The sequence below is a fragment of the Xanthomonas boreopolis genome (assembly GCF_046529185.1).
Classification (GTDB): domain Bacteria; phylum Pseudomonadota; class Gammaproteobacteria; order Xanthomonadales; family Xanthomonadaceae; genus Pseudomonas_S; species Pseudomonas_S boreopolis.
This window is the reverse complement of the sequence record NZ_CP097162.1, coordinates 89814-103096: the sequence shown is the minus strand read 5'-3', so window position 1 is coordinate 103096 and position 13283 is coordinate 89814. Positions and strand designations below refer to the sequence as shown.

Genomic DNA, 13283 nt, shown 5'->3' with positions numbered 1-13283 from the left:
TTACAGCCGCAGAAATGTAGCGTAACGCGGGTATCCATCTTTCCCGGTAGCTAGTGGAACTTCCAATCCCATCAATCCGTTACCGGCAATTGACGCGACAATCATAACCGGCGAGCATCGCATTAGATCGCAATTAGGCGGTCCAATAGGCGTTAGGCCGCATGAGCGAGATTCCGGAACGTTCAATGTTGCTTCTCTCACTGCAACGAGCTCTTCTGGGCGAGGTACATCCTGAGTTGCGCCAAGCCTCTATCGAGGCTGACCTAATCTCTCGGGTTATCCGGCTTCGCTTCGAGTACGACGGCCCGCCATCGGATGCCGCGCGCGAGAGCTGTTCCTGCGCTGCAACCGAGGTCATTGCGGACTTTCCTTCACCATGGCAACTGGATGAGCAGCACGTCGCAATGCCCGCGCCATTATCGTTGTTGCCGTTGGCCCATGTTGCATATCGCCGTGCGGAGTCCCAGCATGCGGCCTAACGATTCATTCAAGCCGAACACGCTTCGCGGGTCGGCTTAGTTCAAGCGTTAGCACTACAGGGGAAATTTATGCCGCTCTTCAAGTACCAGCCCTATTACCAGTACAACGGCCCTACGTTGTCCCAGCCATTTCTTGAAGAACTGAGCGCGGATGAGGTAAAGCGCAATATTGGTCTCTTTTTCGACGAGATTGGTTCTTACTTTGCTGACGTTGGAGCGACAGTAGAGCCGATTGGTGGCGGCTTCATCGGCATAACCGCTGATATTACGCAAGATGATTGTGACGAACGGGTAAAGCGCTGCCTCAATAACCTAGACTTGTTCGCGAACAGGGTGCCAGCGCAGTAGTGCTAAAAATTCATTCAAGCCGAGCCCGCTTCGCGGGTCGGATTAATCAGGCGTTAGGCGTAATCACAAACCCAAGAGTTCCGCCATGCGTACCAAGATTTCCGAAGCCACTCGACGGGACCTCATTGACTCTTTGCTTCTCGAGAAGGTGAACTGGGCTGGACGGCTTGAGGAACCGGACTTCCTAGCTCGGATCTTTGACGTCAATGCGCTGCCGTCCAAGGACCACAGGTATACGAACGCGTATCGCGACATATGGCAGCACCGCGTCAACAATCCGACTGACTGGGACGACGGCTGGGTCTTCTACGACTCAAGATTTGACCTTCTCCACACCGACGACGACCTCTTCTTGAATTTCCTCTGCGAGACGCTGCATCCCGTCGTCCGAAGTGATCCAGAGGAAGTCGAGCGCCTACGTCAGATGTACAACCTGTTCCTTCGCAAAGACGGGTACGAGTTGGTGGAGCGCGCTCGAATGGCTGGGCGCCCAGTATTTGCGGCAAGGCAGGCCGAAGATGTTGACCTCAGCCCGCTGAAGTCCCTGAAAGAGAGCCTTCCGGAAGGCGGGCTCACATACATCGCCCGCCAGATCACACGCATGGAGTCGAGCATTGACGCAGACCCGGACCTCTCAATCGGAACAGCGAAAGAGCTTGTCGAGACTGTATGTCGCACCATACTGACCCAGAGACGCATAGAAGCACCAGCCACTCTCGATCTAGCTCAGCTCGTGAAACTGACAGCTAAAGAACTAAGAGCGGCTAACAAAACCGCCTTGTACACCTGAGCGGTGATGACAAAATCGCCTGCATGGCACGTCGCAAAGAGATTCCCGCCGCGCTGTGGAAGCGCATCGAACCTTTGATCCCGCCCGTGAAGCCCTCGCCCAAGGGAGGGCGACCGCGCGTGAGCGACCAACAAGCCCTCAACGGTATCGTCTATGTCCTGCGCACCGGCATCCCGTGGGAGGAGTTGCCCCAGGAACTGGGCTACGGCAGCGGCATGACCTGCTGGCGGCGGTTGCGCGACTGGCAAGCCGCCGGGGTCTGGCATCGTCTGCATCAGGTCCTGTTGGCCGAACTGCGCCGGGCCGACAAGCTGGACCTGAGTCGAGCCAGCCTGGACGCGGCCAGTGTGGCCGCCCCCCGGGGGGCGCCTACACCGGGCCGAACCCGACCGATCGCGGTAAGCTCGGTAGCAAGCGGCACCTGATCACCGACTGCAACGGCATTCCCTTGGCGTTCTGTGTCACCGGAGCCCACCGGCACGACTCGGTGGTATTCGAGGAGTTGGTTGATGCACTGCCCCCGATCGCTGGCAAGCCGGGGCGTCCGCAACGCTGGCCGGGCAAGCTGCACGCCGACAAGGCCTACGACATCGACCGCTGCCGCGATCACCTCAACCAGCGAGGTATCACCCCGCGTATCGCCCGCAAGGGGATAGAACGCAACGATAGGCTGGGACGCTATCGTTGGGTAGTCGAGCGCACTCATGCTTGGTTCGCGGGCATGGGCAAGCTGCGCATCCGTTTCGAACGCCGGATCGATATCCATCTGGCCCTGCTGTCTCTCGCCTGCTCGGTCATCTGTCTTCGCCATCTTCCCGGGTTTTGTTAGCCGCTCTAAAGCTGACGCCCAGCGACATTGCAGACGAAGACGCCGCAGCAGACTCGCTACGCCGGCTCCTCGGAAATCTGGGAACGATCACTCAAAGCTTGGCGGAAATCAGAAACAAGTATGGGACTGGCCATGGGAAGGCGGCGGATTCGAAGGGCCTCCAGCCTCGGCACGCCAAGCTCGCCGTCGGAGCAGCGTCGACCCTTGCGCTCTTCCTTCAAGAGACTCATCAGGCCGCGGGCACAGAATGACGCCTAACCCTGCCATCGAGGGGATGCCCAAAAGGCTTCACCTTTCGGTTACCCCCTATGTCAAACGCTAGACCCAAAGGAAACTCTCGTGCCAGAAAAGCAATGGAAGACGTACGAAGAAGTCGCCGCTTACCTTCTCAATGAGTTCGCTGTTCACTTCGGAGTGGGGCGATTCGAAGGTAAACAATTGGTCGCTGGCGAAAGTGGTACTGAATGGGAGATCGATGCAAAAGGCTGCTCAGCCGATGCCAGCCACTTCATTGTTGTCGAATGCAAACGACATACGAAGAGCGGTATCAGTCAAGCCATCACCGCCGCATTGGCATGGAGCATCCAAGACGTTGGTGCATCCGGCGGAATTCTCGTATCACCAATTGGGCTTCAAGAAGGGGCCAAGAAAGTTGCCTCTAAGGCCAACGTCGTCGAAGTTTTACTAAATCAAGATGCAACGACAACCGATTATTTTTTAGAGTTTCTCAATAAGGTTTTCTTGAGTGTCTCCGACACAGTGAATGTCAAGTTCACGGAGCACCTCTCCATCACCGTCAAAGACGAAGACAAAGACGGCAAAGTCGTCGATACAAAAAGTGTTCATTTCTAACAGTTCGTTCAAGGCGGACGGCTTCGCCGCAGCTTAACTCTAGCGTTAGCTCTCTCTTAGGAGGCATCGTGTACAACTTGGTAGTAAGCGGAAACGATACGGCGTGGGATCTGCCTGCTTACGAGTTTCCGAGGAGTCGGTTTCTCGAGTACACCATTGATTCGATCAAGAACCAACATAAAGAGTTGACCACCCAGATTGTCTCCGACCTAAAGTCTTACCCTTCTCTTTTCATGTATGAGAGATACGATCGAGAAGCAAAAGTCGGCTACATCCGAAACATTGTTGAGCGCGGAAACTCCGTATCTATTGAATACGAGTTCGACCCCGCAATCGAGCCCGTAGTACCAGACAAGCTTAGAGAACTGGCATCGGCCCTACAGATTGATGAGTACCACGGAGAGCAATACCGAACACATTGGGCGGTCAAGCCAGTCGACCTTCTCGCAACTCTCAATGCAGCCGGCCTTGTCAGTAAAAGCATTGAAAACACCGATGGATCTTTGGGGCGGCTGGAAGAATTACGTTTCAGGGTCGCTTTCTCGTTTCCTGGCGAACTACGAGACTATGTTGAGGGCATCTCAAACCACGTGAAGAAAGCACTTGGGCCGGGTAGCGTTTTTTACGACAATGACTTTCAAGCTCAACTGGCGCGACCAAACTTAGATACCCTGCTGCAGACCGTCTACCTGAAGAACTCTGACTTGGTGGTGGTCTTTCTGTCGAGTGACTATGACAAAAAGATGTGGTGTGGCATTGAGTGGCGCGCAGTGCGCAGCTTCATCAACAGTCGTAGCGATGAAACCGTGATGTTTTTTCGCGCTGACAACGCAGAGGTTCCAGGAGTCTTCGCTCATGACGGCTACATTGATGTTGCTAAGTTCCCGCCAGAGCAAGCTGCCAAATTCGTACTAGAACGCGTTCAGCTATTGCGGTAAGAGGAGTAACGGGGTCAGGTTGACTTCCTGTACGATAATTTTTCTCGCCATGATGCCTTCAGCACCATGGTCGAAACTGAAATCCGCCGCTTCGCCAGTATCAGGCCACGCATCGGCCCACGAGTCACTTTGACCTGAGTATGGAACTTGTAGCCAATCAGGCAGTGAGTCCGGGGTTGATGGTATCGGGTTTCGACCAGTTCCGGCGAACGCTCGCCGGGGGTTTGTAACCATGGGCGCTGTGCGGCCGCTGCTCGTTGTAGAACTGCCGCCAGCGTTCGATCAGTACCTTCGCCTCGGCGCGGCTGCGGAACCATTCGCGGTTCAGCAGCTCGTCCCGCAGCTTGCCGTTGAAGCTCTCGACGAAGCCGTTCTGCCAGGGGCTGCCCGGCGCGATGAACGCCGGGCCGATCGCCGCGTCGCGCAGCCAGCGCATCACCTTGGCCGCCGTGAACTCGGCGCCGTTGTCGGAGCGGACAAAGGCCGGCTTGCCGTAAAGCCGCATCAGTCGCGACAGCGTCAGGACCACGTCTTGTGCCCGCAGGCTGGCCCCGACCTCGATGGCCAGGCATTCCCGGGTGTATTCGTCGATCACGCACAGCATCTTCAGCGAGCGCCCGTCGACCATCTGGTCGTGGACGAAGTCGTAGCTCCAGACCGCATTCGGGCGCACCGCGCCCGGCAGACGGATGTCGTTGCCGGAACGACGGCGACGCGGTCGTCGGCGGGGAATGTGATGACGTAACGTTTCTTGCGCACATTTGACGAAGGCGGTGGCCCACGATGACGTTTGGGACTGCGACGTTCCAACCACCAACGAGGACCACCACCATGAACGAGTCTACGCCCGGACTGGGCAAGGTGATCAAGATCGACGAGGCCCGGATCCAGGACCACCTCGGACAGGTCGTGCGCAGTACGATCGAGGAGACGTTGAACGGGCTGCTGGATGCGGAGGCCGACCGGGTGTGCGGCGCCGGGCGATACGAGCGCAGCCAGGAGCGGCGGGACACCCGGGCCGGTCACTACGAGCGGACGCTGCACACCCGGGCCGGGGAAGTGCGGTTGAAGGTGCCGAAGCTGCGCAAGCTGCCGCTGGAGACGGCGATCATCGAACGCTACCGGCGGCGGGAGGCGTCGGTGGAGGAGTCGCTGATGGAGATGTATCTGGCCGGGGTGTCGGTGCGGCGGGTGGAGGACATCACCGAGGCACTGTGGGGCACGAAGGTCAGCGCCGGGGCGGTGAGCCGACTGAACCAGAAGGTCTACGCACGGATCGAAGCTTGGCGCAACGAGCCGATCAGCGGCCACTACCCATACGTGTACCTGGATGGGATCGTGCTCAAGCGCACGTGGGCGGGCGAGGTGCGCAACGTCTCGGTGCTGGTGGCGATCGGGGTGGATGCCGAGGGCTACCGCAAGGTGCTGGGCGTGGCCGAGGGAGCCAAGGAGGACAAGTCGGGCTGGAGCGGCTTCCTGGCCTATCTGAAGGGCCGCGGGCTGGCCACGCCGGCGCTGTTCGTCTCCGACGCCTGTGCCGGACTGGTGGAGAGCCTGGGCGAACACTACCCCGAGGCCCGCTGGCAGCGCTGCGTGGTGCACTTCTACCGCAACGTGTTCAGCGTGGTGCCCAGCGGCAAGGTGCGCGAGGTGGCAGCCATGCTCAAGGCGATCCACGCGGCCGAGGATATCGAGGCGGCGCAGCTCAAGGCCGATCAGGTCGTGGCCAAGTTGCGGCAGATGAAGCTGGGGGCGGCGGCGGACAAGGTCGAGGCCCACATCGCCGAGACGTTCGCCTACTACGCCTTCCCGGAGACGCACTGGCGACGGATCCGGACCAACAATCCACTGGAGCGGATGATGCGCGAGATCCGGCGACGCACCCGCGTGGTCGGTGCGTTCCCGGACGGACATGCCGCCCTGATGCTGGCCGCGGCCCGCCTGCGCTATCTGGCCGGCACGCACTGGGGCGTCAAGCGCTATCTGTGCATGGAGGAATTGAACAAGCGCCAAGGCCTCGCGACCGTCGCAGCGTGAGGGGGCGGGGCCACCGCCAAGCCAAAGTGCGAAAAAATCGTTGCGCTACCGGGAATGTTCAAACCCAGTTGGCGCCACAGGCGCCGCACCCGGGCTTCGCCCAGGTCCAGCCAGGCCGCCATCCGGCGATACCCGAACCGCGGCACCTTCGGCGACGCGGCCAGCAGCCGCTCGGCCACCGCCTGGTCCTTGGCGGCCTGGCGCGGGGCGTAGCTGGCGATGCGGCGGCTCAGGCCCAGGTATCGAAGGGCCTTGCGCTGCGAGAGACCCCGACGGACCAGCATCTGGACCGTGTCGCGTCGTTCCGACGGGGTCGTCATTTTTTTCGGACGATCTCCTTCATCCCGTCGATGACCAGCATCTGCTCGGCGACCAACCGCTTGAGCCGGGCGTTCTCGGACTCGAGGTCCTTGAGCCGGCGGGCATCTGGAACGTCAAGGCCGCCGAACTTGTTGCGCCATCGGAAAAAGGTCTGCTCGGTAACGTTGTGCTTCTTGCACAAGGCCTTGATCGACATGGCGCCGATCTCGGCCTCGCGCAGGATGCCGATGATCTGCTCGTCGGTGAATCGCTTCTTCATGGAGCTCTCCTTCCTGTCGAGGGTAGAGAACTCACCAGCCAACTGGCTACACGATCCGTCTCAGGTCAGCAGCAATGACGGGCTACCTCTTTCGGCCAAGGTGTTACTCTCACTTGGCCAGCGCGGCATTGCACTAGGGCTGGACATTTATGATGTCGGTGATCAAGGGTCCGGAGTTGGGCCCTAGCAATTCATTCAAGCCGAACCCGCTTCGCGGGTCGGCTTAACTCAGGCGTTAGCCCCCTTACCATGCTTCAAGTAGCACCTGACCTAATCGAACGTTCCATTGCCATCATCGGCTCTGACGGCATTTCTGCCGAGGAGATTGAGACTAATGTGTTGGCTTTGGCTAAAGACCCCATGCTTGCCAGACGATTGATTGACTGGCTACCGGAGACATTTGGGATTGTTTTTGTCCCTCACCTGGCGAATGTCAACCTGCCTACAACCTTCAGTGCCAAGTCCAGTCGCGGCAAATGGATGGAGTTCGAGTTCAAGGTAGAGCCGATATTTCCAATAGCTCTCCGCTTCAGCATGGAGATCTTTCACTCTGGTCCGCGAAGCACCTTTAGTAACATAGCTCTTCGCAGTTCGATGGTGGCTGTGGTCAATAGAGCGCTAAATGAGGGTGCCTCTCTCGACGGGGCAACGCTTTCTGGACCCGCACTGATTGGTATACCGGCAGAGACCTATTTGCCTGCGCCCACGTCACTATGGCGCAGGCTCTTCCGGTGAGCACCACGGGGGCTAACAATTCATTCAAGTCGAAGCCGCTTCGCAGCTCGGCTTAATTCAGGCGTTAGGCCACAATGAAAGTTCTCGCAACTGCCCTCTTTGCCGTCCTGGTATCAAGCTGCGCCTCAGCACCGGTGCAAACTGGCACCGTCACCTCTCCGGCTCCTGACCTCGTAACAGGCACATGGGACTTTGTTGTTGCCGGCAAGGGCGCACCCCAGTCGTTCAGTTTTTCTCTCACGAATATTCCCGCCGAGACTTGCATATCGGGCACTTGGTACCAAGCACAGCCGCTCTCTGCTCCAAAGGGTTCGGTGTCCCGATCGGCCTATCAATACCAATCCGGCAAGCTTGAGATTCTTCTTTCTTCGGAGTTATGCGACGCCTACACTTCGTTCATTGGTAGCGTTTCCGGCGCGAGCTTCGAGGGTTCTCATGTCTCCTATGGCCTATTTGGCGGCATAGAGCATGGCAAGGTTAGCGGCGCATTGCGGCACTAGTCGGTTGCCGCCTAACAGTTCATTCAAGCCGAACCCGCTTCGCGGCTTGGTTTAATTCGGGCGTTGGACGACCGTCACGGCAATCACGTCTGATTCGGCGTGCCGCCCAGGCAGAACGGCTCCAAACACGCCAGCAGGTCGCAGCGCCTGTGCTGGAACATCGGTTCCCTCAGTAATACAGGCGCGCCACCGAGCTGGTAGCGCGCCTGCGTCGTTCCGAACAAGAGCCAGCATCAGTGCATGGACAAGCGGTGCAACGGTTCCGCTCGTGCCACTGCATAGACCGCTCGTTCCTCGCTTACGCCGGATCGGCGGGAAGCACCGTTCCCAAGCGGCTGGGCTTCTATCTGGTCCAGCAGGCCACGTACCGTCTCCACGGCGTCGAAGATCGCATGGCCGATCAGGGGCAAGGTGCCGTCCGCGAACTCGGCCGTGTCGCTGGCTGCCACGACGTCGCCGTGGGCCGAGATCGTCTGGATCAGGCGGTCGAGCGCGTCGAACTGGTCCGCCGTGAGTCCGAAGGCGAAATCGGCCGCATCCGCTTCCGCGCCAGGCTTTTTCTCATCGGGTTCTTTCGATTCCCCTTCGTGCAGATCGTCTCGCTCGGCTTTGTTCTTCCTCTCGGTGCGCCGTGCTGGCCAGGACACTTCGTCCAGCACGAGGTCCATCTGTTCCGCCAGCAGCTCCATGCAGAATGCCAACTCGTCCATGCCGATTTCCGGCGCGACATCGCGCTCTTTCGCCGTGCGCGGCTGCGCCAGCCTGCCCAAGAACTTCACGTAATCGCTCAGCCTCACCAGCCGCAACTGGCTGTCCTCGGGCAGGAAATAACCCGGCTCATTCCTATCGTCGAACGCATGCTCAGACATCGTCGCCTCCTCATTCCCTAGAGTGGCCCGTCCGTCGCGGAGGACGGACGGGAAGTCGGGAGGTTCGAAACCGCTAGTAGCCGGCGGGCGTATTCCCCTTGCGGGTGTTGTATTAGCCGCCCTCCCGACGCAGGCATCACGTCGGTTGCGCCTGCAGGAAACGTGCAGGCACAAAAAACCCACCGGTTTGTCGGAGGTGGGTACCGCTGTTAGTGGGAGTTTCGACGCTCCTTGAGGGCGAGGATGCTACTACCGCAACGTCGCGTCAACTGTGAGCGATTGCCGGAGTTGTTCGGGAGTGTTCTGCGAGCAACAGGCACTCATCAGCAGATGTATACCCGACGGTTTGTCCGTGGGCATGTAACGCTCGGCAGACCCAGACCCGCGCTTTTCTTACGGGGCACATAGGGTTTTTCCTACATCGCTTTGCAAGCTTTCTCATGGCCGCCTAGTCGGCCTTCTGGCGATATGACTGGTGACCGCTCACGGGTCTTGCTACTGAGTGGTAGGGCCGAGTTGATCGAATTAACCTTTAAGGTTAATTTCTCCGAGCGACTTCCTCTGCCTACGTCGATGGCAAGCCACGCACCAGACGACGAAACGGCGGCCGTGCCGCAGCGGAAAACCAGAACAAGGAGCGCAATGCCATGAGGCCCATCATCGTCGTCGGCGACCGTCTCAGCCATGGGGGCAGCGTCGTCAGCGGCACCTCCTCCAGCGACATCCACGGCAAGCCCATTGCCCGCGTCGGCGACCGCGTGATCTGCGCCGTGCACGGTACCAACAGCATCGCGACCGGCGATTCGACCTTGATATTCGATGGACAGGCTGTCGCACGTCACGGAGACAAAACGGCGTGTGGCGCGATGCTCATATCCAGCCAGCAAGTCGCCACCGTCGACGACGGCAGCGCCGCCGCAACCCGGAAGGCCTCGGCAGCAGGAGCGCTTGCGGCGCTGGCGCCCGCCGCCACACCAGCGACCGCCGAGCCAGCGACATTGCAGGCGGAGACCGCCCCGCCAGCGCAGGAAACACCTACCACCGTCAAGCTGCGTATCGGGGTATTCTTCGACGGCACAAACAACAATGCGGCCAACGTGGCCCAGGGACTGCAATGCCGGGCCTCGTCGGCGGAAGCCTTGGGGCAGAGCGCAGAGGACCGCCAGTCCATTGCCGAGAGCTGCCGACCTTTCATGCTCAAGGAAGGCAGTAGCTACGACAACGGCATTACCAATGTGGCGCGCCTCTACGAGTTGTATCAGGACAACTCGTCACAACCACCGGAAAATGCGAGCAACTACGCACTTCGCGTCTACATCGAGGGAATCGGCACACTAGCCGGCGAACCCGATGACTTGTTGTCTCAAGGGCTCGGCGGCGGTAAGACCGGTGTCCTGTCCAAGGTGGAAAGGGCATTCAAGGAATACATCCCCGAACAACTACGCCGTCTGATGGAGGTACAGCCCAGTATTCAGGTCGAGGCTATCGAGTTCGACGTCTTCGGCTTCTCCCGCGGTGCGGCGGCCGCTCGCCACTTCGTCAATCAGGTCAATCGCAAGGGTCTGGGTCCTTTGGGCGATGCTCTGCTGCAAAGCGGGGTGACCTACGCACCAGGCTTCGAACTGACGAACGCCGTGCAGGTCGGTTTCGTCGGCCTGTTCGACACCGTGGCCGCCATAGGCAGCCTGGCCGATGGCCTGAACGTGCGCGATGGCAACGACGGTGGCGTGCAAACCCAGCTGCCAGCCGGCTGCGCCAGAAAAGTGGTGCAATTGACTGCGCGCGACGAGTACCGGGCGAACTTTTTGCTGACCACGGTAGCCCCTCCCCATCAGGAAATCGCTCTACCGGGCGCGCACTCAGACGTAGGTGGCGGCTACCACCGCGACCGCGAAGGACCCTTGATGCTGGAAAAGCCCGTCGGCTACATCGAATCCGGTACTGGCCTGTCGCCCGGGCAGACGCCCGACCGCACCCAGCTGGAGCGCAGCCGCGCTTATGCGCAGGCCGAGGCGGCCTGTGCGCGCTGGCGCGAGCACCTGGGCCTGGACGCACAAGCCATACGAGTGGATGCATGGCATCACTGGCAAAGCCAGCGCCGTGCCGGCAGCGCCAGCGTGCAGCCGGATTGGGTGCTGCGCATTTATGCGGTGCCGGTATTGGAACGGCCATTGGACTGGCGCTATCAACTGATTCCATTGCGGTTGATGCACAAGCTGGCGATGGAAGCCGGCGCACCTTGGGAACAATCGCCTGACGATATCCCGGCTCAAGCTCTGCCGGCAGAGCTTGAGCCTATCGCCGCGAAGCTACTGGCAAGCCAATTATTGGGCATTGAAGAGGAAGCGCTCCTGCGACGCAAATACCTGCACCAATCCTCGCACTGGAACTTCGCCACGAGCCGCAACCCGGTATCTTTGGACTTGGTGTACGTGAATCGACCGGATCCGAGTGGACGACGCGGAATCAAGCCCAACCAATGAGGCAGATGATGAAACGCTTGCTTTTCTTGTGGTTTGTGACATGCCTGTTGGCCGGATGTGCCTCAGGATCTGCCAAGGCGAAGTTGCCCTATGACGCTTGGTATCTAGGATTTTCCGCCCCGCCCTATATGTCTGTTTGGGTGGAGACTGCCGACGTAGAAGACATCCATGGCCGGATCTTTCAGAGAGCTGGTGCCGGCACGGCTTCGTTGGGCTATGCGGGTAGCCCCGCCGGCTGGAGCAACATGCCAGGGGGGCTGGGACGCCACGTTATCGGTGCGGACTTGCCCAAGCGCATTTACGTACGGTGGCAATCATTGGTCGAACCGCAAACCTATGAGGCCATCCTGGAAGTTCCAGAACAGGCCCGCCAGTTGATGCTGACGCAGGTAACGTCTTCCAATGATCCAACTTATCGAAACTGGCGCAAGGCGATTGCGATCGGCCTAGCCCCCGGAGGATTTGTCAAGATGTGGGTGACGGGACCCGTTGGCAAACCAGTGGAGATACGGTGCCAAAAGGCTGAGATAGCACCCAAAGGGCCCGATCAAGGAAAGTACGAAGGGCGCTACGTGACATTGCCGGCAAAGGCCAAGGAGTACATCTCGCGCAACCCCATCCCCTATGATTCATGGAAGTGCCCCGGCGCCTGACTCAATGAAGCAGTTGGCTGTGGCAGGGCTGGTGTGACTACGGGCTAGGCGCTGGCTACACCAGTCGAGGCCAAACCACCTCATGGATGCTGGAGCCCTGGTTCTCTCGCTCTGTTCTACGCCTTCACGACAATGGAAAAGAAAGTTTGAAAACGTTCTGGTTGGCAGGATTGGTGGCGCTCTTGCTGTTGGGTTGCAGCGAAGCGCCGAAGGAAGCTACACATACGCACACGGAAGCGAAGGAACCTCCGAAGGCTGCGCCGGTCGCGTCGATCGCGAATGGGCAGCGCGGCCAGGGGCAGCCCTATGAGGTGATCGGAAGCGAGGTCTGGGACGTGCCGGATCCGGTTTCCGGGCGCGACTATCAGGTCTTCGTGGCCTTGCCGAAGTCGTACGCGGAGGACGCCGGGCGGCGTTACCCAGTGCTCTATGTCACCGACGCCGATTACGCGTTTCCGCTGGCCCGCCAGATCGGCCGGCGCTTGAACGTCGAGGAACCGACGGTCGAGGACTTCATCCTGGTGGGGCTGTCGTACGCGGTGGGGGAAGAAGGCATGCCGAGCCGCCGGCGCGACTACACGCCGTCGCCGAAGGGCCCGAGCGACGCGCCTGCCGGCGCGGTGCACGGTGGCGGCGAGGCCTACCTGGCCTATCTGCGCGAGCAGGTGCTGCCGTTCGTGGCGCAACGCTATCGGACCGACGAGAGCCGCCGGCTGTTCCTGGGCCACTCCTACGGAAGCCTGCTCGGGACGCAGGCGCTGCTGACGCACCCGGGCATGTTCTCCGGCTACATCCTCGGCAGCCCGTCATACTGGTACGACGGCCGCTACATGGAGAGGCTGGAAGCCGCCTCCGCCAAGCGGCACGAGGACCTGGCCGCCCGGGTCTACCTGTACGTGGGCGAGTACGAGAACCCGCGCCACGGAAAGCGCTACGACATGGTGGAAGATGCGAGGCGGATGGCCCGCGCCCTGCAGTCGCGCCGGTACCCGTCCCTGCGGATCGCGCTGGACGTGTTGAACGACGAGGACCACATGAGCGTGGCGCCGCGCGGGTTCACGCACGGGTTGAAGTATCTGCTGGGGGTCGGCGCGGCCGGTTCGGGGCGGCAGGTCGCGACCGGCGGCCGTTGAGCGATGGCGGGCGCGCCGCCGTGCATGGCGCGTCCGCGGGCCGCCATGCGGCACCGC

Annotated in this window: 14 protein-coding genes and 2 pseudogenes; 13 read left to right on the top strand and 3 right to left on the bottom strand. The window is 60.2% G+C overall.

Annotated elements, in window-relative coordinates:
• Window positions 1-161: 161 nt before the first annotated feature.
• From M3M27_RS00440 to M3M27_RS00410, 7 genes are all read left to right on the top strand, one after another.
• Window positions 162-479, top strand: a complete 318-nt coding sequence (locus tag M3M27_RS00440; RefSeq protein WP_434026808.1) for a hypothetical protein — start codon at window positions 162-164, stop codon at window positions 477-479.
• Between the two features lie 69 nt (window positions 480-548).
• Window positions 549-827, top strand: coding sequence for a hypothetical protein (locus tag M3M27_RS00435; RefSeq protein WP_434026807.1), 279 nt, complete (start codon window positions 549-551; stop codon window positions 825-827).
• 85 nt (window positions 828-912) lie between these two features.
• The gene (locus M3M27_RS00430; RefSeq protein WP_434026806.1) at window positions 913-1617 is read left to right on the top strand and encodes a hypothetical protein; all 705 of its coding nucleotides are present in this window, start codon (window positions 913-915) and stop codon (window positions 1615-1617) included.
• Between the two features lie 23 nt (window positions 1618-1640).
• A protein-coding gene (locus M3M27_RS00425) for an IS5 family transposase (protein ID WP_130531530.1) occupies window positions 1641-2446 on the top strand; the annotation gives its coding sequence in 2 pieces (ribosomal slippage) (window positions 1641-1971 and window positions 1971-2446; 807 coding nt in all).
• Window positions 2440-2697, top strand: coding sequence for an abortive infection family protein (locus tag M3M27_RS00420; RefSeq protein WP_434026805.1), 258 nt, complete (start codon window positions 2440-2442; stop codon window positions 2695-2697). Before M3M27_RS00425 ends, M3M27_RS00420 begins: the two co-directional genes overlap by 7 nt.
• A gap of 88 nt (window positions 2698-2785) precedes the next feature.
• Window positions 2786-3298, top strand: coding sequence for a hypothetical protein (locus tag M3M27_RS00415; RefSeq protein WP_434026804.1), 513 nt, complete (start codon window positions 2786-2788; stop codon window positions 3296-3298).
• A gap of 68 nt (window positions 3299-3366) precedes the next feature.
• Window positions 3367-4236, top strand: coding sequence for a TIR domain-containing protein (locus M3M27_RS00410; RefSeq protein ID WP_434026803.1), 870 nt, complete (start codon window positions 3367-3369; stop codon window positions 4234-4236).
• Window positions 4237-4393: 157 nt separating this feature from the next.
• On the opposite strand, the pseudogene M3M27_RS00405 reads toward M3M27_RS00410, so the two are convergent.
• Window positions 4394-4981: pseudogene (locus tag M3M27_RS00405) on the bottom strand (IS3 family transposase); the annotation flags it as partial.
• 86 nt (window positions 4982-5067) lie between these two features.
• Here M3M27_RS00405 and M3M27_RS00400 point away from each other — a divergent pair.
• A complete protein-coding gene (locus M3M27_RS00400) occupies window positions 5068-6273 on the top strand; it encodes an IS256 family transposase (RefSeq protein WP_434026462.1) in 1206 nt (401 codons plus the stop codon).
• A 50-nt stretch (window positions 6274-6323) separates the two neighbouring features.
• On the opposite strand, the pseudogene M3M27_RS00395 reads toward M3M27_RS00400, so the two are convergent.
• A pseudogene (locus M3M27_RS00395) lies at window positions 6324-6853 on the bottom strand (transposase); the annotation flags it as partial.
• A 249-nt stretch (window positions 6854-7102) separates the two neighbouring features.
• Between M3M27_RS00395 and M3M27_RS00390 the strand changes: the two are divergent.
• Both M3M27_RS00390 and M3M27_RS00385 read left to right on the top strand, forming a co-directional pair.
• The gene (locus M3M27_RS00390) at window positions 7103-7588 is read left to right on the top strand and encodes a hypothetical protein (protein ID WP_434026802.1); all 486 of its coding nucleotides are present in this window, start codon (window positions 7103-7105) and stop codon (window positions 7586-7588) included.
• 74 nt (window positions 7589-7662) lie between these two features.
• Window positions 7663-8088 carry a hypothetical protein gene (locus tag M3M27_RS00385; RefSeq protein ID WP_434026801.1) on the top strand — a complete coding sequence of 142 codons (426 nt, stop codon included), beginning with the start codon at window positions 7663-7665 and terminating at the stop codon, window positions 8086-8088.
• A gap of 233 nt (window positions 8089-8321) precedes the next feature.
• On the opposite strand, the gene M3M27_RS00380 is transcribed toward M3M27_RS00385, so the two are convergent.
• Complete coding sequence (locus tag M3M27_RS00380) at window positions 8322-8957, bottom strand: XAC0095 family protein (RefSeq protein WP_434026800.1); 636 nt, start codon at window positions 8955-8957, stop codon at window positions 8322-8324.
• A gap of 647 nt (window positions 8958-9604) precedes the next feature.
• On the opposite strand from M3M27_RS00380, the gene M3M27_RS00375 reads away from it, so the two are divergent.
• The 3 genes from M3M27_RS00375 (at window position 9605) to M3M27_RS00365 (ending at window position 13226) form a co-directional block, all read left to right on the top strand.
• The gene (locus tag M3M27_RS00375) at window positions 9605-11440 is read left to right on the top strand and encodes a PAAR domain-containing protein (RefSeq protein ID WP_434026799.1); all 1836 of its coding nucleotides are present in this window, start codon (window positions 9605-9607) and stop codon (window positions 11438-11440) included.
• Between the two features lie 8 nt (window positions 11441-11448).
• Window positions 11449-12093: a DUF2931 family protein gene (locus tag M3M27_RS00370; protein WP_434026798.1), complete on the top strand. Its 645-nt coding sequence runs from the start codon at window positions 11449-11451 to the stop codon at window positions 12091-12093.
• 86 nt (window positions 12094-12179) lie between these two features.
• Window positions 12180-13226: an alpha/beta hydrolase gene (locus M3M27_RS00365; RefSeq protein WP_434026797.1), complete on the top strand. Its 1047-nt coding sequence runs from the start codon at window positions 12180-12182 to the stop codon at window positions 13224-13226.
• Window positions 13227-13283: the final 57 nt, after the last annotated feature.

Coding starts and splice junctions, on each gene's coding strand:
- M3M27_RS00440 (WP_434026808.1), top strand. CDS start 162: ATGAGCGAGATTCCGGAACGTTCAATGTTGCTTCTCTCACTGCAACGA.
- M3M27_RS00435 (WP_434026807.1), top strand. CDS start 549: ATGCCGCTCTTCAAGTACCAGCCCTATTACCAGTACAACGGCCCTACG.
- M3M27_RS00430 (WP_434026806.1), top strand. CDS start 913: ATGCGTACCAAGATTTCCGAAGCCACTCGACGGGACCTCATTGACTCT.
- M3M27_RS00400 (WP_434026462.1), top strand. CDS start 5,068: ATGAACGAGTCTACGCCCGGACTGGGCAAGGTGATCAAGATCGACGAG.
- M3M27_RS00390 (WP_434026802.1), top strand. CDS start 7,103: ATGCTTCAAGTAGCACCTGACCTAATCGAACGTTCCATTGCCATCATC.
- M3M27_RS00385 (WP_434026801.1), top strand. CDS start 7,663: ATGAAAGTTCTCGCAACTGCCCTCTTTGCCGTCCTGGTATCAAGCTGC.
- M3M27_RS00380 (WP_434026800.1), bottom strand. CDS start 8,957: ATGTCTGAGCATGCGTTCGACGATAGGAATGAGCCGGGTTATTTCCTG.
- M3M27_RS00375 (WP_434026799.1), top strand. CDS start 9,605: ATGAGGCCCATCATCGTCGTCGGCGACCGTCTCAGCCATGGGGGCAGC.
- M3M27_RS00370 (WP_434026798.1), top strand. CDS start 11,449: ATGAAACGCTTGCTTTTCTTGTGGTTTGTGACATGCCTGTTGGCCGGA.
- M3M27_RS00365 (WP_434026797.1), top strand. CDS start 12,180: ATGCTGGAGCCCTGGTTCTCTCGCTCTGTTCTACGCCTTCACGACAAT.